The sequence below is a fragment of the Vibrio rubrogenes genome, assembly GCF_059641415.1.
This window is the reverse complement of record NZ_JCARSY010000006.1, coordinates 153,924-174,265: the sequence shown is the minus strand read 5'-3', so window position 1 is coordinate 174,265 and position 20,342 is coordinate 153,924. Positions and strand designations below refer to the sequence as shown.

Below are 20,342 nucleotides of genomic sequence, written 5' to 3'. Positions count from 1 at the left end.
TCACTGACAACGGACTGCCGGTCAAAATTACCGAAGGGGCAAAACTGGTCAACGACTTGCTGACCGAGCTCAAGGTCAATAAGGAAGCGTTGCACGCCACAAATATCGACGGTACCCGTAAACAGACTGAAGAAGAGCTGATTAAATCACTGCTCAGTCAGGGCTGCGCAGGGCAATGGGCCTATTACCCCTGTCTGGCGCTGGTCAAACTGGTCGATGCGACAATCACCAAGTGGATAGCCGACTTAGATGAACTGCTGGGTCTTGATAAAGATGAGCAAAACAAACGGATGCCTGCACCGGATATGTTCGGTGACTTACTGTGGCTGAAAAAGCTCGCCATGGCGCGAATTGATGCGCTGAAAACCATCGCCACATCGAGAGCCCAAAAAGGCGCCGATTCACTGCGTAATTTCTACCTCAGCGGTGATAAAATCCCAACCAGCTACCTGCTGCTCTGGGAAGAAAAAGAGTATCAACCCAAAGAGAAAAAGACCAAAGTCTTCCATAAAGAGACCGGCAAAGCCGACCTTCAGGTGGTTGAATGTGTGTTGATGTCTGAAGGAACACTCGGCTGGGTGCGAGGCCCGGCGTGGTATTTACCTAAAGATGAAAAAGACACCCTGCTGGCAAAAGGCCATCTCAAAGATATTACCACTAAAGTCGCGCTGATCAGCCCGGCTGCCGACAGCAAAACACCCCAAAATATTAAGACCGCACAAGCCAATGCATTTCCGACCCTGTCTGAGGCGATGAAAGCCATCCGTACATCCATCAAAACGGATGGCGTTAAGGCATTGAAAGCGAGTATGCTGAATGGCAAGTTCCTGCTCAACCCAATCAACTTAGCCGCAGAGAAAAAATCAGAAGTATCGGCATTCTGGTCAGACAGCTATCACTGGGAAGAAGGGCTCGGGCCGGACGGCAAATCCTCTCAATATGTGGTTGATGCTTCCGCACAATTTATGCGCTTGTCTTCCAGTGTGAAGACCAACCTCAACCTCCCGTTAAGCGAATACAATAATCTCGCGGTCAATACCGATACCACTGCCGGTGGCGCACTCAATTTCACTGCGGATTTATTCCGGGCTCAATTAACGGCGAAGGCGTGGTTCCCGCTGCAACCTGAAAATGATGACCATAAAGACAAACGCCAGTTCAAGGGGAAACCACTAGCAATCCATTATCTGAAAAACGTGGATGGGCAAGATAAAAAGGACATTTATGATGCCGGTGAGATGTTTATGCGCGTCTCCGCCACGATTTATGGTTTGGCAGCCGCCAGTGTCAGTATCGCCGGGAATCTTTGCTTCGGCCCGGCCACAACGAAAGCGGGTGAACTCGGTGTGCGGGGTAAGGCGATTACAACAGCGGACTATAATGCCGGTGAAATCAGCCAAGTGCGCGCAGCACCGCCACCATCCTTGCCACAGTCAGAGCAATCCGTCGGGCAAAGGGCACTCGGCACACTCAAAAAGAACTCAGCCGCACAAGCAGGAATTACCGTCGATGCCTTTGCCGGGGTTGAAGTCGGCGGTGAGCTGAGTGGTGAAGTCTACTGGCGGCCACCGACGATTGACATCTCCAATAGTGCGGAGCGCGGTAAGATGATGCGCTTAGGGAGTTTAGCGGTTCAGGCAGCCGTTAGTTACGGGGTCGGTTTATCAGCTCAGTTCAGCATTACCTTCCACCGCGGAGCTTTATATGTGATTGCCGCAGCCAAACTGGTCTGCGGCCCCGGTGCGTCAGGCAAAGTCGCCATCGCCCTTGATGCGCTCAACGTTGACCGTTTTATTCAATGCCTGCTCGCCATGCTCAATGAATCCGGCTTTAAACGCATTGAAGCTTTCGGTGAAGTGAATGAGCAAGGCCGCAACGAAGACTTTGAAGAGCTCAACCGCCGCCTGACCGTCGCGGTCGCACTCGGTCTGACTTTAGGTGAAGCCCTGCTGCTGCCGGCCAAAGCCCTGTCATTTATTCACAAAGATGGTTTGCAGGAAGATTATGCACCGTTAATCGCAGATAGTATTCTCGAATCAGCAGATGACAAGCAACAGAAAACCCAACTCTGGGTTTCTAACCTGCCACCGGAAACTTTGTGCCATCTGCTCGACTGTTTGAGTAATCAAAACAAAGGCGGCTTGTTCGAAAATAAAGAAGAAAAAAGGATCAGACAGAACCAAGAAGTAAATAAAGCATTAGCCATTGTGCAAATCCTCAAATGGATATCTCCAAAAACAGGTGCCGGTGAAGCGGATATTGAGAAAAAACGCCGACAGTTTGAAAAGACCCTGATCCGTATGAGGGGCAACTATGAATCCGCCCGGCTCCCGATGGAACAATGGCGACGCTTTACCCAAAGCTGGATGCAATTGGCAAAATTTATCAATAGTTTATACTCTGATTATGGTAGGGATCAGGATATAACTGATCTTAGAAAAATCTTTGTTGCTTTAAGTAAGACATTATGTGGCAATATGAAACGTTACCACTATGAAGCTGAAGAGCGGACGGATGCCATTGCTCATTTTGTCGATGGCGAATATGACTACTTAACCATTCGGGTTGCCAAAGAAGGTGACAAACCACAAGTAATTGCCGATCGGAACAAACTGGAACAGACCATCAAAGAGACTGAAGACAAAGGTTACTTCTGGAACAAAACCACCTACAACCCGTGGAAAGAAAAAAGCTGGACACTTTAAAGCATGAAGATCAATAAACGACTGATTTACAAAACACTCTTTACCTTAATTGGTATTGTTATCTTATCCATAGGTGGCTTTATGGCCTATCTGATGATCCCTTCCGGCTTTCAGTCCCGGCAGGCAGAAGGCCCCAAGGTGCTGACTGAGCTGCTGAAAATGGCTCAGGAAAGCCAGTCATTTAACCCTGACCCGTATATCTCCAGTACCTATCGCCCCGGAGATCCGCTGTATGAACCCCTCTTATATATTCAAAGACATCGTCAGGGAATGGCGGAAGATCTATTGAGACCTCTGGTTGAGCAAGGCAATGCTGATGCCATGTATTGGCTGGCCCAAATCACTTATCGAGATAACTATTATTCAGGAGGACCCGCAGCAAAGCTATTTCAGAAATCAGCTAAGCTGGGGAATCCCTATGCTGCATTGCGATTAGATATCAATAATTACGAATGTCGCAGAAGAATGAGTAGTTACTGTGACCCCAAATGGGGTGAACTTGGTCGAAAGCTACTGCAAGAGCGGGCAGAGAAAGGCGATAAAAAGGCGGAGTATTATCTGCTTCAGTATGATGAAAACAGCTCAGAAGAAGTACATAAAAAACTGGAGCAGTTAGTCACTGAAAATGCCAAAAATCATTATTATCAGCCATTGATGAGATTAATCTATGACTATACCAGCAGATCATACTTACCATTTTTAGAAAGAAATGAACCATTATCTTTGGAGAAAAAAAAATTAATAATAAAATTATCAGAATTAGCCGCAAACAATAACTTCCTCCCATTAGTTAACAACACTATATATAGTAATGTGAATTTAATCTCTCATTCTTATATGTCAAAACTAGTTAAACACACTATATATAACTATAGTAATTTATATGTATGTAGAAATTACTATTCTGATATAGACAACAATGACAGAGATAATATAATTATGGGAGCCGCATGTTCTATTGTTGATGATACATTGCAAAATGAAACGGAAAACATGACAATATATAACTATTCAATAAACAACAAAAATATCAAACCATTAACAAAAGATGAATTAACAAAGGCTCAATCAATAGCAGAAGAAATTATTAAAAAAATGACTCCTGCCATTTATATTGATGAAATGAATCCAAGACCATAAAACTACAATAAGGGGGATCAGCAACCTGCTCCCCCTTTTCTCCATTAAATCCCTTCTACATCTTCTTTAATCAAATTTATCTCATCAAACGTAATCAGATTATTGAGAAAGAGCAGAATTTCACGCAATTCATTTTGGTCAACGGAAGGTGCGGTGCTGGTAGCAAGAAAATCAATCAGATAACCGCGAGCGGTCAGGTGTAAATTAGGTTGTAAATTAGGTTGTGAATTAGACATCGTAACCTCTTTGGTGTTAATGAGAGAATACAGCCACACTGAAGGTTCCAATCTCCATGGGTGGCAAGCTGAACAAGGTTTGGAACTACCGTTAACACCAAACGGTCAACACAAGGTTGCCTTGTCAGCTCACCATAATATGAGTGAGCCAAGGCTACACATAAACATGAAGTAGCACAAGGCGATGGTTTATGCATTTGGTGTTATTACTCGGTGTTCCAATCCCGACACCGGATTTTATCGGTGCAGATGTAGCGTAAGCAGTGTCTGGTTTGCTGACGAGTCATAAGAAAATAAAGCGCGTGTCATAGCGTAAAATCTCATACTTTGCTCACACTGGGGGCATCATTATTTTGCGAGTAATTTCACACTGTGCTGCTTTGAAACACCAATTCATCATGATTCATATTTAGATTGGGTTACAATCAAACCGCTCAAATGAAGTCATTCACAAGGTCAAGCTGAAACAAAGCGATTTAACGTAAATCTCAGCATTGCAGTATCAGTTTGATCGTCCTGTGTGCTTATGTCGGTTGAAGCGATGAACTCAGGGAAAAAGTTCAGGACGAACTTTTTAGCTTTTCGTGAGCAGGATGCGAATAAAAGCGCCCCTGATAGCCGGCACGAAAGCTGAACAACCGGCCTTTTTGGATACTTTTGGGGCCAAGCCAAAAGTATCTGATGCGCAGACGCAGAAGTGACTGAGATCGAAAACATTCAGCGCATCATACAATGCTCGAAAACAGAAACGAGAAAAGACAACGGTTACTTCTGGAACAAAACCACCTATAAACCGTGGAAAGAACAAAGCTGGACACTTAAAGCATGAAGATCAATAAACGACTGATTTACAAAACACTCTTTACCTTAATTGGTATTGTTATCTTATCCATAGCTGGCTTTATGGCCTACCTGATGATCCCTTCCGGCTTTCAGTCCCGCCAAGCGGAAGGTCCCAAGGTGTTGACAGAACTGTTGAAAATGGCTGAAGAAAGTCAGCCATTTAACCCCGACCCGTATATCTCCAGTACCTATCGACCCAGAGATCCGCTGTATGAACCCCTGCTATATATTCAAAGACATCAGCAGGGAAGAGCCGAAGAACTGTTGCAACCCTTAGTCGAACAAGGCAATGCTGATGCCATGTATTGGTTGGCTCAAATCACCTATGACGATAGCTACTACTCCAGTGGCCCGGCGGCCAAGTTATTCCGGAAGTCAGCCGAGCTGGGGAATCCCTATGCCGCACTCCGATTAGATAGCAACAATCGTGAGTGCCAGATGTTTATGAGCGGTTACTGTGATCAAAAGTGGGGAAAACTCGGGCGAAAACTACTGCAGGAGCGGGCAGAGAAAGGCGATAAAAAAGCGGAGTATTATCTGCTTCAGTATGATGAAAACAGCTCAGAAGAAGTACATAAAAAACTGGAGCAGTTAGTCACTGAAAATGCCAAGAACCATTATTATCAGCCATTAATGAGATTAATCTATGATTATACCAGCAGATCATACTTACCATTTTTAGAAAAGAATGAACCATTATCTTTGGAGAAAAAAAATTAATAATAAAATTATCAAAATTAGCCGCAAACAATAACTTCCTCCCATTAGTGAATAACACTATATATAGCAATGTGGATTTAATCTCTCATTCTTATATGTCAAAACTAGTTAAGCACACTATATATAACTATAGTAATTTATATGTATGTAGAAACTACTATTCTGATATAGACAACAGTGACAGAGATAATATAATCATGGGGGCTGCATGTTCTATTGTTGATGATACATTGCAAGATAAAACGAGAAACATGAGAATATATAACTATTCCATAAATAACAATAATATCAAACCATTGACAAAAGATGAATTAACAAAGGCTCAATCGATAGCAAAAGAAATTATTAAAAACATGACTCCTGCCATTTATATTGATGAAATGAACACAAGACCATAAATACTACAATAAGGGGGTTCAGCAACCTGATCCCCCTTTTCTCCATTAAATCCCTTCTACGTCTTCTTTAATCAAATTTATCTCATCAAACGTAATCAGATTATTGAGAAATAGCAGAATCTCACGCAATTCATTTTGGTCAACGGAAGGTGCGGTGCTGGTGGCAAGGAAATCAATCAGATAACCGCGAGCGGTCAGGTGTAAATCAAGATGAGTGGTTGAATTTGGCATCATGGCCTCCTGTAGCGTTTCAAAAATCACCACCAGAGGTTCGAATCTCAGAGGTGGTGAACTGGGAGGGTTCGAACTACCGCACCACAGGTTGCAGCCTGACTGAGTCAGCCCAACCCAGCTCACCATAATCGGAGTGAGTAAAGGCTACACACAACGGCTCATCAATACAATATGAGTCACTTGTGTATCTGTGGTTTGCAGCAGGGTTCGAATCCCGACACCGTTTTTTAGCGGTGCAGATGCAGCGTAAGCAGTGTCTGGTTTGTTGGCGAGTGGTCGCTTAGCAAAGCGCGAGAGAGTTGGTGAAATTTCATACTTTTCTAATACTTAGTTCGACATTGTTTTGCGAGTAATTTCACAGTGTGTACTTTTATATATCAATCTATCAAGAACAATGCAGGGATTTCATTATAATCGCCCTCTCCTAGTCAAGTGAGCCTGTTAATATCGTCAGCCTGCGTTAAATCGGTATTCACATCACGTGCGTATTGATAGCTCATATTTAAATCGTCTTATCAAGTCAACGGAATCCATCACGTATGTTCTTTTACACTAACGTCCAGAGAGCCATTAAACTCATTGATAAACATGCAGTGCTTTACTCGCATGCTAAATTTCCCGGATGGGAGATCTCGTATGTGTGTATCGAAAATCATGGCCTTGTCGAGACCATTGATGCTTACGCGATCGTGACATTAAAAAATGGACGGGTTATTTATGTGCCATTTGAAGATGTCGGCCAAGTCAGACTGCCCAATGACGATGAACTTCTCGGTTATGATATTCGTTTCCTCACTCCTGAACAGATGGCGGCCGCTGTTGATAAAAAGCGTCAGCTTGAATTCATCGTTGCTGTATGTCTGTTCCTCGGTTTTATTGCAGCGATACAGGGGATCTCCTGGAAGCGCCAACAGGATGAGCTGGCCATTCAGAATGCCATGCAAACCATGAACAATATGCATCATCAAAAACGACAGGAAGCATACAACCTCTTAAAGCAAGCCGAAGCAACACTCGAGCAAAGAGAAAAAGATTTAGGGTCATTTTACGTCTATACCAATGCAAAAATGCCACTGGATGGCTATATGATCCCGAATCAGTACGGTTTCTCCAGCTATGTCAGTGAGATTCAGGACTATCTGGAGCACCCCAGTTTTCGCAACGCTGACAGGGACTATGTTCAAAATGGTATGAATCCCATCTCTCTCTTTTTGAGCCACGAGAACACACAAGGCTATCGGGTTGGTATCTATATTGAAACGATGGATTATTACATTAATCAGTCCATTTATTACCCCGGTGACAAGCATCAGCAAGATTCCTCACTGTGGATCACTAAAATTCAACCGGTCACTGAAGCGGAGCGTGCAGAGTTCTTAGCAAGAAACCCCAATCTGACGCAAGAAGATCTCAAACAATACCAACTGGATAAAAGTCATTTCAGTCGCAGTTTTATTCTCAGCCAAGCGCTGCTCAATGGCGGTAAGATGAACCAAGAGGCGGACATGCTGACCTCAGAAAATTTTGCCGGCAAGGAGCGGTTATTTTTTATCTCATCGAAGAGTACCCACCTGACCACTGAGCAACAAGATCAGTTGATTGAAAAATTTATTCAACGTTATGATTTCAAAAAAAGTGACTTTAAAGATTATGCATGGCGCAAAGTTTCGGTGATTGAAGAATAAGAGGAACGCAACTCTCGCAGCAGACTCACAGTCTCCGGCACACACGCCAACGATAGAATGATGAAAAAGGTCGTTTCACCAACAACAAAGCCGGTCAGTTCACTGACCGGCTTTTACTATGCAGTGTAGCGCTTGTTGAGCAAACAGTTGAGTTGTGTTACACGCTGCGGCTTGTCGCACGGACAACCCGCATCAGCATAGGGTTAATGTTTACCCCAATACCCCATTTTGCGGGCAATCCAGATCATCAGCAGGAGTACCACGACGATCGCGAGAAAGTTCGACCCGGCTTCGGGGTACTGCGCTTTAACAAAGGCGGAGTGGCCGAAAGCACCGACAAAAAAACAGGCTAACCCGACTAGCGGAAAATCTTCTGAAACCGGCTGACGCAGATATTCCTGATAAAGTGCCTGAACCGCCAGAATTAAGGCTATCCAGGGAAAAATAGAAAAAGTGACCTCACTCATGGTCATTGAAGACAAAATGGCATCGCCACAGACGCCGACAATAAAAGCAAGAATCAGGTTCTTGCGTTCTGAAGTATTTTTATCCGACATTAATCAACTCCATCTCTCTGTTGATGTTTACGTGCAATCCGATAACTTGCTGCACCTTTGGCAATCATTCTTAACTGAATAATTAATCGTTCTGCCAGTTCATCCCGTTCGTTCTTATCCAGATCCATCGCTTCAGCACCGGAGCTGAATACCAAGGTCACGGAAGCTTCAGCCTGAGGAGCTGCGATTTCTCGTGCCAATCCGTTGAGGACAAGGTATTCAGTCAGCTCGGCAGCAAAATGCTGAATCTCTCTTGCGACCGCAGCCCGAAATTCGTAGGAGGTTCCTGAGCGTTCTCTCAATAATAGCCGAAATACATTGGGACTGTTTTCGATAAATTCCATGAACGTCTCAACCGAGGTGCGAATCACGCTGCCTTTGGTCGCAATACGCTGGCGTGCCTGACGCATCAGTTGTCGCAGCAATAATCCGCCTTCATCAACCATGGTCAGCCCTAACTCATTCATATCATCAAAATGGCGATAAAATGAAGTCGGGGCGATACCGGCTTCTCTGGCGACTTCTCTCAGGCTCAAACTGGAAAAACTCTGTTGTGCGCTCAATTGGCGAAAGGCTGCATCAATTAATGAGCGACGGGTTTTTTCTTTCTGTTGAGCACGGATTCCCATGGCGTACAATTCCTAAATCACAGCTAAAAACGCTCTACTATAACGCGAATTATTGTTTTATCGATAAAACAATATCTCATCCCGCACAAAATTGTCTATTCAAACTGATTTCATGACCGTATCAGCGATCATTATCACTGATCGCTTGGCAGAACAGAGACACCGGCAAATAATCCGTTACAATATGATCACAAAAAAACCAACGAACATTCATCAGGAAGTCATATGTCAGAGACTCATCATTTCGATGCGATTGTCATCGGCAGTGGTCCCGGCGGTGAAGGTGCCGCGATGGGGCTGACCAAAGCAGGGCTGAATGTCGCCATCGTTGAAAAAGAACAAAGTGTCGGTGGCGGATGTACCCATTGGGGGACGATTCCATCCAAGGCTTTAAGACATGCCGTCAGCCGTATCATCGAATTTAACAGCAACCCGCTGTTTTGCCATAACAACACCAGCCTTCACGCCACATTCCCCAATATTCTGTTGCACGCAAAATCTGTGATTGATAAGCAGACCCGGTTACGCCAAGGGTTTTATGATCGCAACAAATGTACCTTACTGTTTGGCGTTGCCCAATTTATCGATAGTCACACCATCGAAGTGCTTCAGCATGATGGCAGCAAAGAGCGTTATACCGCGGATAAGTTTGTCATCGCCACGGGGTCGCGCCCTTATCAACCGCATGATGTCGATTTCAGTCATCCGCGCATCTACGATAGTGACTCGATTCTCAACTTAGCCCATGATCCGCGCCATATTCTGATCTATGGTGCCGGGGTGATCGGCTGTGAATATGCGTCGATCTTCCGGGGACTTGGGGTGAAAACCGATCTGATCAATACCCGTGATCGTCTGCTGTCTTTTCTTGATAATGAAGTCTCCGATGCGCTGTCCTACCATTTCTGGAATAACGGCGTGGTGATTCGCAATGATGAAACTTATCAGCGCGTTGAAGGCTGTCAGGATGGGGTGATTGTTCACCTGAAATCAGGTAAGAAAATGAAAGCCGATTGCCTGCTCTATGCCAACGGCAGAACGGGTAACACCGATCGGTTAAATCTCGAAGTGCTCGGGCTGGCAGCCGATTCACGCGGCCAGTTGGCGGTCAATCGGAGCTACCAGACTGAAGTCGAACATATTTATGCCGTCGGTGATGTGATTGGTTACCCTAGCCTCGCCAGCGCCGCTTATGACCAAGGCCGGTTTGTCGCACAAATCATTGCATTCGGTGCGAGTAACAGTCAGCTCATTGAAGATATTCCGACCGGGATATATACCATTCCTGAAATCAGCTCTGTCGGCAAAACCGAGCAGGAGCTGACCAATGCCAAAATCCCTTATGAGGTCGGCCGCTCTTCGTTTAAACATCTGGCGCGCGCGCAAATCGCAGGGACTGATGTGGGGAGTCTGAAGATTCTGTTCCACCGGGAAACCAAGGAGATTCTCGGGATTCACTGCTTTGGTGAACGGGCAGCGGAAATTATTCACATCGGTCAGGCGATCATGGAACAGCAAGGCGCAGCCAATACCATTGAATATTTCGTCAATACGACCTTTAACTATCCGACCATGGCGGAAGCCTATCGGGTCGCAGCGTTGAATGGATTGAATCGCCTGTTTTAATCGCCAGCCTCCCATTGCGCAATGCTTCAGTCGCACTTCGATGCTTTTGTTTCGGGCTTGGTACGGTGTACACAGCCCGGACAAGAGGCGAGCAATACCATATTACCAATAACAGTGAACCACCACCGGCGTGTAGCGGAATTGGCAGCTCGTCAGGCGACAAACTAAGCGCTGCCAGATTTTCCAACGCCGACAGGGATAGTTTAACGGTGAAAAACTGCGGACCTCTTTGACCCACGGTAAGCAGTTCAATACCGCATTTTTCGGGGCGGCAAAACCATGTTGGTAAGCACCGCATCCCATCCGTTGCCCTAAACGGGTGCCAGTTTTATCGCCGGCAAGCAGCAAACATGCATGAGCATGAGGAAAAGTCAGCCCGAGCGTTCTGATAAACGCGGCGACATGTTCTGACTGCGTTTCAAGCAAAGCATATTCACAAAGAATCAACACCGGGGCAGACTCTGAAATATTGATGGTTTTTAACCATGCCAGCGAGGTGACACTGCCATTCATGTGCTGATAACGCTCACTGGGATGGAATAATCGCTGTCGCCAGATCAAATGCTCAGACACATCGACTTCCAGCCAATGGCAAAGACCATTATCAACGCGATAAAACCGCGTATCCAAACCGGCACCGACGTTAATTACCCAAGCATCCGGATATGTAGAAAGAAATTCCCGAACCTGTTGATCACAGATTTGAGTCAGCGTGACATGTAACAACTGCTTTTGATCAAGGTTGCCATCCCAGCAATCGAGAGCTACCTGACAGGATAAACAGGCTTGTGCGGCAATCGGATCATAGATTAAGCCGTTGTCTGCTAAGCTTTCCCGGCTCCTGAACCATAGCGGCTCAACGAGATGCGCGGGAATCTGGTAGTGTTCTCTATGCTTCCGGCAGTAATATGACATCGTCATTATCCTCTAAAGTCGATTTAGATGATAATGAATATCAATTCCATTAGCAAGTTATTGAGAGAGATTCTCAATAACTTACACAGTCAGATGTTTCACCATCCGTCGGTTACATCCAATCGGTATTACGGATAATCCCGACAGCGACCCCTTCAATGGTTAATTCCTGAGAAGTAAGATCGACTTCGATCGGCGTAAACGCTTCATTTTCGGCATGTAACAACACTTTGGTCCCTTGACGTTCAAGTCGTTTCACCGTGACATCATCTTCGACACGAGCGACCACAACCTGACCATTTCTGACATCCTGCGTTTTATGCACGGCCAGCAAATCGCCATCCATGATGCCGATATTTTTCATACTCTCACCGTGGACGCGCAGCAGAAAATCAGCTTGGGGTCTGAACATAGCCGGATCGACCTGATAGTGTGCTTCGACATGTTCCTGCGCCAGAATCGGCTCTCCCGCCGCAACGCGGCCGATCAGCGGCAGACCTTCTTCGACCGGCTCATTTGCTGAAGCGAGCAGAATGCGTATTCCACGAGAGGCGCCCGGAACAATTTCAATCACTTGTTTACGCGCAAGTGCTTTCAAATGTTCTTCAGCCGCATTGGCAGAACGGAACCCCAACTCTTTGGCAATTTCAGCGCGAGTCGGTGGCATTCCGTTATCTTCAATCCGGCTTTTGATCAAATCAAAGACCTGTTGTTGGCGTGGTGTTAAAGGCTTCATAATTCACCTGTCTTTTTATACAGTTAACTGTGAGTATATCCAGTATTCTGATAAATGGAAAGTGAATCTTTCAAACCCAATCTTTGAAACCCTTAGAATACAAAAACATCTACCCATATATAGAGTGACATGAGAATCGAGAGCAACACGGCTGCAGACCCCATATCCTTCGCCTGCCCCGCCAATTGGTGGTGCTCAAGCCCGATGCGATCGACGACAGCTTCAATCGCACTATTTAATAGCTCAACGATCAAGACCACCAGCAATGAACCGATGAGCATCATGCGCTCGATTTGACTCACATCAGCAAACAGGGCGACAGGAATCAGGATCAGACACACGATTAACTCTTCCCGAAAGGCCGCTTCGCCAATGATCGCGGCACGAATGCCCTGATAGGAATATTTGGCAGCGTTCAATATACGTGTCAGACCTTGCGCTGGTTTCTGTTGCATAGATTTTTCCGATTATTAGGGTGAATAGGTACATCCGGACAAGCAGGGAGAATCCTATCACGACGGTGGCAGGGAACTGTAGTAGTACACAAAAATAGTCGTCAATAGTAAAAGGTTGTCCCTGTTTCTGTTATCCTAGACAACATTCTGGTGACTGGGTTCACATGCTTGATATCGTGACAATCTGGTCCCTCTTTCGTTATTCATTCTTGAGAGTCCGAGCTTTTATGTCAGTCCGACAATCAGTATCACGTTCACTATTAACTATCCCTGTCTCTGCTTTGACCAAGAGCACGGTCGTTCCGGCCGATCCGATCGCTGATCATCATATTGATCTGGAGAAACCCATTGTCTATGCACTGCCGTTTCAATCGACCGTTGATCTGCTGACTTTGAAACAGCAGACAGAGAAACTAGGACTTCCGGACCCATTCCAGCCTTTGGAAATCGATGGTAAAAAACTCACGCGTTATATTTTTATTGCATCCCGCCCGACACTGATCCGTAGCGATGAGGATGTACCCTACGGTTCCGTCACGCAATTCACTGAATTACTCGCATTACACCAAGCCAATCCCGAGCTTGATATTCAGTTACTGCCGACATCCGTCCTGTGGGGTAGAAAACCCGGCAAGGAGAACCAGAGTAAAGCTTATCTGGAACCGATGAACGGGCCACAAAAGGCCAAGGCGGTATTGCTGTCCGGCAGAGATTGCTTAGTCCGTTTCAGTCCCGTAGTTTCTCTGCGCTACATGGCAGACAGCCACGGCACGGATGCAGCCATTGCCCATAAAGTTGCGCGGGTAGCCCGGATTCATTTTTCACGCCAGAAACTGGCCGCCTCCGGGCCGCAACTGCCGGAGCGTGAAGTATTGCTGCAACGTCTGATGCAGTCACAAGCCATTCGTCATGCCATCAATGACGAAGTGAAAACCAAAAATATTTCGCAGAAAAAAGCGCAGAAAGAAGCCCTGAAAATATTAGACGAGATCGCAGCGAACTTCTCCTACTCTCTCGTACGCAAAAGTGATCGCTTGCTGAAATGGCTCTGGAACCGGATTTATCAAGGGATTAATGTACACAATGCTGCGCGTGTGCGCCGTCTGGCCCAAGATGGTCATGAAATTGTCTATGTTCCCTGCCACCGAAGTCACATGGACTACCTGTTATTGTCCTATGTGCTGTACCACGAAGGAATGGTTCCCCCTCATATTGCGGCGGGTCTGAACCTGAACTTTTTCCCGGCAGGTCCTTTGTTCCGCCGTGGCGGAGCATTCTTTATCCGCCGCAGTTTTAAAGGCAATAAGCTTTATTCGACCATTTTCCGCGAATATCTGGCTGACTTGTTCGCGAAAGGTTACTCCGTTGAGTATTTCAGCGAAGGCGGCCGTTCAAGAACCGGACGTTTGCTCCCTGCTAAAACGGGAATGCTGGCGATGACGATCCAAGCGATGTTAAGAGGTCTCAACCGACCCGTCACGCTGGTACCGGTGTACATTGGCTATGAACATGTTATGGAAGTCTCAACCTATGCCAAAGAACTGCGCGGCAAGCAGAAAGAGAAAGAAAATGCTGGTCTGGTGATCAGAACCATTCGTAAACTGAAGAACTTCGGCCAAGGTTATGTCAACTTTGGCGAGCCTATCCTGCTCAATCAGTTTTTGAATGAGGAAGTCCCCGACTGGACCAAAGATATTGATCGAGTCGGCAACAGTCGTCCTCAATGGATCACACCGCTTGTCAATCAGCTGGCAACCAAGATGATGACCCGCATCAATGATGCCGCGGCAGCGAATGCCATGACATTATGTGCGACCGCACTGCTCGCTTCTCGTCAGCGTGCGCTTGCCCGGGAAAACTTGATCAAACAGATCGACTGTTATCTTGATCTGCTGCGCAACGTCCCTTACTCGGAAACAATGACCGTCCCGGCGGATAGTGCGGCGTCGTTGGTTCGTCATGCGACATCTCTCGATAAGTTTTTGATCGAATCCGATAGTATCGGTGAAATTATCTCACTGGATCGCCACCAATCAATTCTCATGACTTACTATCGCAACAACATTATTCATTTGTTGGCGTTGCCGTCACTGATTGCTCAGATATTGGTGAGTCACCAATCTCTGTCGCTCGATACGCTGCGCAATTATGTGGCGCTCATCTATCCGTTCATCCAGCAAGAACTGTTTCTGAGTTATCAACCGGAAGCACTCGATGAGCATATTGATGCTTACCTGCGTGAATTGCAGCGTCAGGAATTAATCCAATGTGAAGATGAAACGGTATCAATTAATCCGGCCAGAACACAAGTGCTCATTTTACTCGGCAGAACGATTTCAGAGACACTACAGCGTTATGCGATTACGTTAAACTTACTGGTCTCGACACCGGATATGAGTAAAAGCGAACTCGAAAAAAATAGTCAGGAAATCGCCCGCCGTCTGGGACGACTGCATGGGATTAATGCGCCGGAGTTTTTTGATAAAGGCGTATTCACGGCCCTAATGACCACGCTGAAACAGCAAGACTATCTTAATCATGATCAGCAACTCTGTGCGGAAAAATGTCAGCAATTGTCGGAGCTGATATTCACGTTGCTCTATCCTGAGATTCGCCTCACGATCAGAGAAAGCACTTACCTGATTGATTAGCGATTCAGGAACTATTTTATCCGGGCAAAAAGAAACGGCATCATTTGATGCCGTTTCTCACATTACGATTGACGAAAGGTTTAAATCGACGACATGGAAACTAACAAACCCGCGGTAATCACCATACCGACATAGTTGTTGTTCAAGAATGCGTGTAGACACAGAGTTCGCTGCCGATGTCGAATTAAATGCTGTTGATAAACAAATAATCCGCTCACGATCAGCACACTCCAATAAAATGCTGCACTCAACTGATACATCACACCGACGCCAATCAGCATCAGTAACGTGATCAGTTGAAGAATACCAATAATCAGCTTATCAAAGCGGCCAAACAGAATGGCGGTTGACTTCACGCCGATCTTTAAATCATCTTCCCGATCTGCCATCGCATACTGCGTATCATAAGCAACCGTCCAGACCGAGTTAATCAGAAAAATAAACCAGACCACTCCCGGTAAGCTATTGGACTGTGCCGCCCAAGCCATCGGAATCGCCCAGCTGAAAGCCAGTGCCAGAAAGACTTGAGGTAAATGTGTGTAACGTTTCATGAAAGGATAGATAAACGCCAATACAATCGCCGCAAAAGAGAGCTGGATGGTGAGTTTATTCATCGTCAGCACCAGCGCAAACGAGAACAACGACAGAATAAGAAATAAGCCGACCGCCTCTTTCTCAGTCACTAGACCGGCCGGTAAAGGACGCATGTGAGTTCTCTGCACATGCCCGTCAACATGACGATCGGCAAAGTCATTAATCACACAGCCGGCAGAACGCATTAAGACAACCCCAAGCGCAAAGACCAGCAGAACATTCAGATCCGGAATACCTTCGGCTGCAAGAATCAATGCCCATAACGTCGGCCATAACAACAGCAAAGAACCAATGGGACGATCCATTCGCATCAATTGCCAGTATGCTTTTGCCTTTGATACAGTCATTGTTTGTTCTCCTTCACATACACAGGGGCGTCAGGTAAAAATAGTTCTGTGACAAGCATCGGTTGATGCGCCATCCATAGCCTTGAGCGACGCGCCCACAATACGCCATCTTCGGTGTCTACTTTTGCGACCTGCAGCTCATCTCGCTGAACATCCTCAGACTGAAAGACAAAATCCCCAAGTGAACTCGCTCCCAATTGAAAGATAGGATTTGACAAGTCACTATTGTCCAGTTGCGGAATCAGCGTGTGACCAATGACCCATGGTGTTTCGTCACCCGACAGTAGCACCTGACGAACCAGACATCGTTGAGGCGAACACAATAAGTTTTGCTCTTGCACCGAAAGCCATGCCGTATCTTTCCAGTCATGTCGGAGTACCTCAACGGATAGCGTCTGACAATAGTTTTTCATCAACTGGGAAAGCGATCCCTGTTCTTGTAACCATTGTCTAATCTTTGGCGTCGGAAAATAAAAATTTTCGCATTCTTGCCAGATTATCTGGTTTAATAGCGATAGATAAGGCGAAACTGATTGATACATACTACTATTTTATGTGAATGCCTTTGTGATTGCATAATATCCTGATTAGGATATTGTTTTGAAGCGAATGTCGAAGGCTGTCAACTTTGTTATCAATGGGTAAACTATTGTAACAAGATCAGAGCGATTCGAATATCATCAACCTTTGTCAGATTATAACATTATTATGCTGAAACGTTATTTAGCCCTCATCATTCTCATGACAGGCATGCTTTCTGTCTCTCTTAGCAACGCAGCTGAAGATTCAGGCGCACCTAAACTTGCCTATTTTACGTTGGAGCCTGATTTAACCACCAATTTCTTTACCAAAGGGAAAGAGCTTGGATACATTCAAGTCCGTATCGAGATTATGGTTGCCAATAATTCGGATCTGCCACTCATCGAAAAAAATCAGCCACTGATTCGCGATACGGTGGTCGAGCTGATGGGGAAACAGACCGCAGATACGATTCGATCCCTTGCGGGAAGAGAAGATTTGAGAAAAACATTGGTTAAGAGAATCAATGACTTGCTATTGCCGGAAACAGGGCGTCCCATCGTCGCCGATTTACTATTCACTAAGTATATCTATCAATAAATGCCTCTTGACGACTGCACGCAGTGCTTGAAAAGAGGCCGTCTGCTGACAAGAGACGGGCTGTCCGGAACAAGGCTTTCCGCAGACGGTGTTTACCTACACATTTGCCGGAGCACGCTTAGATTCATACAACCCAAGCCCCACACCGATCAATAGTCCAGCCACATGAGCACTATTGGCAATTGGCATAAACGGCTGCACAAAAGCAATCACTAACCAGATCAGCATGAAACCGAGTAACGGTTTCTGAATCGATAATCCCAGTTCAGGCCGCTTCCAGCCGATCATCCACATAAAACCGACCAACGCATAGACCACACCGGATAAACCACCAAACCCCGGGCCATCACTCCAATACTGCACGATCCCTGATCCGGCAGAAGACAACACCAGTAAGTTGACTAATTTCAAAGCACCCAAACGTTTTTCGAGATCGCCCCCCAGATACCACCACCACAGCAGGTTAAAAATGATATGGAGTATCGAAAAATGCAGGAAAGCCGGAGTGACCCAACGCCAGATTTCCCAAGCTTGACTCTGTGAAGTGGGAAAATGGAGCAGATTGAACACCGTTTGTTGTAATCCAAACATCTGAAGCACAAAAACAGCGATACACAGCACTACCACACCGAGTGTCATATAGCCGGCTTTGGCATAAAACATTTGTAAAACACTTGGTGAGCTGTAACGAAATAAGGTTTTTTGTCTGCCGTCAGTTTCCCAGGATGCCGCACGATATTTCGGATCTTCAGGATGTGCTAAAAACTGCTTCAGTTCGACTTCTGTTTCATGCAAGTTTTCATCTTTGATTAACCATAAACAGAATGTTGCTTCTGCTTCCGGCATCATCATAATTTCTATATGCTTTAAAGCCATATAGTCGATGAATGCCTGCCCCAAACGAGGATTATCGATCGTAATCAGACGAATCATATCTCTGTCTCTTCTTCGTCGAATAATGGGAACATTGGATGATTCACAACGTCATATGCTCACAATGGTTGTAGAAAGCACTGATATTATGACAACGATGAGATCGGTAAATTCGCCCGATGCCACGCTTCAAAACCACCATCAATACTGTATACCGCTTCAAATCCCTGATTAATCAAATACTGTGCTGCGCCCTGACTACTGACCCCGTGATAACACATCACCAGTACCGGATGCTCATAATCAACATCGGCCATAAACTGATTGATCGTATCGTTGGTCAGGTGAAACGCAGATTCAGCATGAGCGACAGCAAACGACTGAGGATCGCGAATATCGACTAACGTTGCACCCTGCTCTTGCATCATGTTCAGGGCCCCCTGAACATCAATATGTTGAAATTGCTCCATGATTTATCACTCCCGCACTCTATCGGTGAACACTTCTATCCGTGGACACTATTGCTATTGTAACCTATTCAAGGTCCTATCAGTACAATCGAATCACAAGGGTCATCCACGATTGATTATTTTTGCGCCATCAGTGGATAAAGCTGTGAATTGTGTTGATAAAGTAGTCAGACTTAAAATGATCCACAATATGTAGTGATGATCTTTATTTTATTGTGTGTAAATATTTTGATATCCCCAAGCTGAACAATCTGTTCAGCGCTTGCTAATGACGACTCATACACCGAAAGTAAATCATTTAAACACAGACTTATCCACAGGCCGATGCTGATATCACTGCACTGGTTTGGATCAAAAATAAAAACCGGGATCGCTGGGATCCCGGTTTCTAAATTTGGTTTGGCCGAGAAAAATGCCTCTTTACATTTCTCCGACAGCCTCCTTCAGCTTCTTCATGGCATTTTTTTCCAGCTGACGAATACGCTCAGCGGACACACCATAATTATCGGCTAAATCTTGTAAAGTTGCTTTGGGCTCATCCAACCAACGAGACCGGACAATATGCTGGCTACGCTCATCCAGACTCGATATTGCTAGCGACAGACGATGATTGGTATGCTGTTCCCAGTTGGTGCTTTCCAGATTTTCAGCCACATCAGAATTTTTATCTTCAAGATAAAGTACTGGTGCTGAAGCTGCATTACCTTCGTCGTCATCGGCGGTCATATCGAAGGTTGCATCCTGAGCCGCCAAACGAGATTCCATCTCACGCACTTCCGACGGTTCAACACCCAACTCTTTCGCCACAGTTTCAACTTCACTATGATTAAACCAACCAAGGCGCTTTTTCGATTTTCTTAAATTAAAGAAAAGCTTCCGTTGCGCTTTAGTGGTGGCGATTTTGACGATACGCCAGTTGCGCAGCACATATTCATGAATTTCAGCTTTAATCCAGTGCACGGCAAAAGAGACCAGACGAACACCAACTTCAGGATTGAAGCGCTTGACTGCTTTCATCAAGCCGATATTTCCTTCCTGAACCAGATCTGCCATCGGCAATCCATAACCGGAATAACCACGAGCAATATGAACGACGAAACGAAGATGCGACAGAATCAAACCTTTCGCTGCTTCAATTTCACCTTTGTAATGTAGTCGTTCCGCAAGCTCATGTTCTTCTTCTGCACTCAGCATCGGATAACTATTCACAGAGCGGATATAGCTGTCCAGGCTATCTTGTGTCACAACTGCCATTGGATACGTATGGTTTGTCATTCAATTCCTCATCAATTTCTGATTAAGAGTGTACTCAACCTATTATTATAGGACTCTATCATCTCGTTGCTTACGAGTTAAGTCCAACAGATACAGATAAACAATTTTCTATCAGAAGTCAAGATCACACTTTT

Annotated in this window: 19 protein-coding genes and 1 pseudogene; 8 read left to right on the top strand and 12 right to left on the bottom strand. The window is 45.5% G+C overall.

Features of this window, described 5'->3' with window-relative positions; genetic code table 11:
• Both AC55NX_RS06930 and AC55NX_RS06925 read left to right on the top strand, forming a co-directional pair.
• Positions 1 to 2,705 (top strand): annotated as a pseudogene (locus tag AC55NX_RS06930) (hypothetical protein); the annotation flags it as partial.
• A 3-nt stretch (positions 2,706 to 2,708) separates the two neighbouring features.
• A complete protein-coding gene (locus AC55NX_RS06925) occupies positions 2,709 to 3,845 on the top strand; it encodes a hypothetical protein (RefSeq protein ID WP_496995073.1) in 1,137 nt (378 codons plus the stop codon).
• 44 nt (positions 3,846 to 3,889) lie between these two features.
• Here AC55NX_RS06925 and AC55NX_RS06920 read toward each other — a convergent pair whose 3' ends face one another.
• Entirely contained in the window at positions 3,890 to 4,081 is a 192-nt protein-coding gene (locus tag AC55NX_RS06920) for a hypothetical protein (RefSeq protein ID WP_496995072.1), read from the bottom strand.
• Positions 4,082 to 4,906: 825 nt separating this feature from the next.
• On the opposite strand from AC55NX_RS06920, the gene AC55NX_RS06915 reads away from it, so the two are divergent.
• Both AC55NX_RS06915 and AC55NX_RS06910 read left to right on the top strand, forming a co-directional pair.
• Positions 4,907 to 5,644, top strand: a complete 738-nt coding sequence (locus AC55NX_RS06915; protein WP_496995071.1) for an SEL1-like repeat protein — start codon at positions 4,907 to 4,909, stop codon at positions 5,642 to 5,644.
• 95 nt (positions 5,645 to 5,739) lie between these two features.
• Positions 5,740 to 6,042 carry a hypothetical protein gene (locus tag AC55NX_RS06910; protein WP_496995070.1) on the top strand — a complete coding sequence of 101 codons (303 nt, stop codon included), beginning with the start codon at positions 5,740 to 5,742 and terminating at the stop codon, positions 6,040 to 6,042.
• Positions 6,043 to 6,087: 45 nt separating this feature from the next.
• On the opposite strand, the gene AC55NX_RS06905 is transcribed toward AC55NX_RS06910, so the two are convergent.
• Positions 6,088 to 6,276 carry a hypothetical protein gene (locus AC55NX_RS06905; RefSeq protein WP_159440512.1) on the bottom strand — a complete coding sequence of 63 codons (189 nt, stop codon included), beginning with the start codon at positions 6,274 to 6,276 and terminating at the stop codon, positions 6,088 to 6,090.
• Positions 6,277 to 6,914: 638 nt separating this feature from the next.
• Here AC55NX_RS06905 and AC55NX_RS06900 point away from each other — a divergent pair.
• Positions 6,915 to 7,961, top strand: coding sequence for a hypothetical protein (locus AC55NX_RS06900; protein ID WP_496995069.1), 1,047 nt, complete (start codon positions 6,915 to 6,917; stop codon positions 7,959 to 7,961).
• Positions 7,962 to 8,164: 203 nt separating this feature from the next.
• On the opposite strand, the gene AC55NX_RS06895 is transcribed toward AC55NX_RS06900, so the two are convergent.
• Positions 8,165 to 8,518 (bottom strand): YijD family membrane protein, encoded by a 354-nt coding sequence (locus AC55NX_RS06895; RefSeq protein ID WP_496995068.1) that lies wholly within the window; start codon positions 8,516 to 8,518, stop codon positions 8,165 to 8,167.
• Positions 8,518 to 9,147: an HTH-type transcriptional repressor FabR gene (fabR, locus tag AC55NX_RS06890; RefSeq protein WP_059123019.1), complete on the bottom strand. Its 630-nt coding sequence runs from the start codon at positions 9,145 to 9,147 to the stop codon at positions 8,518 to 8,520. The genes AC55NX_RS06895 and fabR overlap by 1 nt, the downstream gene beginning before the upstream one ends.
• A 225-nt stretch (positions 9,148 to 9,372) precedes the next feature.
• On the opposite strand from fabR, the gene sthA reads away from it, so the two are divergent.
• Complete coding sequence (sthA, locus tag AC55NX_RS06885; RefSeq protein ID WP_496995067.1) at positions 9,373 to 10,773, top strand: Si-specific NAD(P)(+) transhydrogenase; 1,401 nt, start codon at positions 9,373 to 9,375, stop codon at positions 10,771 to 10,773.
• 102 nt (positions 10,774 to 10,875) lie between these two features.
• On the opposite strand, the gene AC55NX_RS06880 is transcribed toward sthA, so the two are convergent.
• The 3 genes from AC55NX_RS06880 to AC55NX_RS06870 form a co-directional block, all read right to left on the bottom strand.
• Positions 10,876 to 11,694 (bottom strand): class I SAM-dependent methyltransferase, encoded by an 819-nt coding sequence (locus AC55NX_RS06880; RefSeq protein WP_496995066.1) that lies wholly within the window; start codon positions 11,692 to 11,694, stop codon positions 10,876 to 10,878.
• A 106-nt stretch (positions 11,695 to 11,800) separates the two neighbouring features.
• Positions 11,801 to 12,424: a transcriptional repressor LexA gene (lexA, locus tag AC55NX_RS06875; RefSeq protein WP_496995065.1), complete on the bottom strand. Its 624-nt coding sequence runs from the start codon at positions 12,422 to 12,424 to the stop codon at positions 11,801 to 11,803.
• Between the two features lie 92 nt (positions 12,425 to 12,516).
• Positions 12,517 to 12,879, bottom strand: coding sequence for a diacylglycerol kinase (locus AC55NX_RS06870; RefSeq protein WP_496995064.1), 363 nt, complete (start codon positions 12,877 to 12,879; stop codon positions 12,517 to 12,519).
• 227 nt (positions 12,880 to 13,106) lie between these two features.
• Here AC55NX_RS06870 and plsB point away from each other — a divergent pair, with 227 nt between their 5' ends.
• On the top strand, positions 13,107 to 15,530 hold the full coding sequence (plsB, locus tag AC55NX_RS06865; protein WP_496995063.1) for a glycerol-3-phosphate 1-O-acyltransferase PlsB: 2,424 nt from the start codon (positions 13,107 to 13,109) through the stop codon (positions 15,528 to 15,530).
• A gap of 80 nt (positions 15,531 to 15,610) precedes the next feature.
• On the opposite strand, the gene ubiA is transcribed toward plsB, so the two are convergent.
• Together ubiA and AC55NX_RS06855 are read right to left on the bottom strand one after the other, a co-directional pair.
• On the bottom strand, positions 15,611 to 16,471 hold the full coding sequence (gene ubiA, locus AC55NX_RS06860) for a 4-hydroxybenzoate octaprenyltransferase (protein ID WP_496995062.1): 861 nt from the start codon (positions 16,469 to 16,471) through the stop codon (positions 15,611 to 15,613).
• On the bottom strand, positions 16,468 to 17,013 hold the full coding sequence (locus AC55NX_RS06855; protein ID WP_496995061.1) for a chorismate lyase: 546 nt from the start codon (positions 17,011 to 17,013) through the stop codon (positions 16,468 to 16,470). Before AC55NX_RS06855 ends, ubiA begins: the two co-directional genes overlap by 4 nt.
• A 166-nt stretch (positions 17,014 to 17,179) precedes the next feature.
• Here AC55NX_RS06855 and AC55NX_RS06850 point away from each other — a divergent pair, with 166 nt between their 5' ends.
• Positions 17,180 to 17,590, top strand: a complete 411-nt coding sequence (locus AC55NX_RS06850; protein WP_059123027.1) for a flagellar basal body-associated protein FliL — start codon at positions 17,180 to 17,182, stop codon at positions 17,588 to 17,590.
• Between the two features lie 96 nt (positions 17,591 to 17,686).
• Here AC55NX_RS06850 and glpG read toward each other — a convergent pair whose 3' ends face one another.
• The 3 genes from glpG to rpoH form a co-directional block, all read right to left on the bottom strand.
• Positions 17,687 to 18,523 carry a rhomboid family intramembrane serine protease GlpG gene (gene glpG / locus AC55NX_RS06845; protein WP_496995060.1) on the bottom strand — a complete coding sequence of 279 codons (837 nt, stop codon included), beginning with the start codon at positions 18,521 to 18,523 and terminating at the stop codon, positions 17,687 to 17,689.
• Between the two features lie 86 nt (positions 18,524 to 18,609).
• Positions 18,610 to 18,933 carry a thiosulfate sulfurtransferase GlpE gene (glpE, locus tag AC55NX_RS06840; RefSeq protein ID WP_496995059.1) on the bottom strand — a complete coding sequence of 108 codons (324 nt, stop codon included), beginning with the start codon at positions 18,931 to 18,933 and terminating at the stop codon, positions 18,610 to 18,612.
• Positions 18,934 to 19,353: 420 nt separating this feature from the next.
• Complete coding sequence (gene rpoH / locus AC55NX_RS06835; protein ID WP_496995058.1) at positions 19,354 to 20,208, bottom strand: RNA polymerase sigma factor RpoH; 855 nt, start codon at positions 20,206 to 20,208, stop codon at positions 19,354 to 19,356.
• Positions 20,209 to 20,342 lie beyond the last annotated feature (134 nt).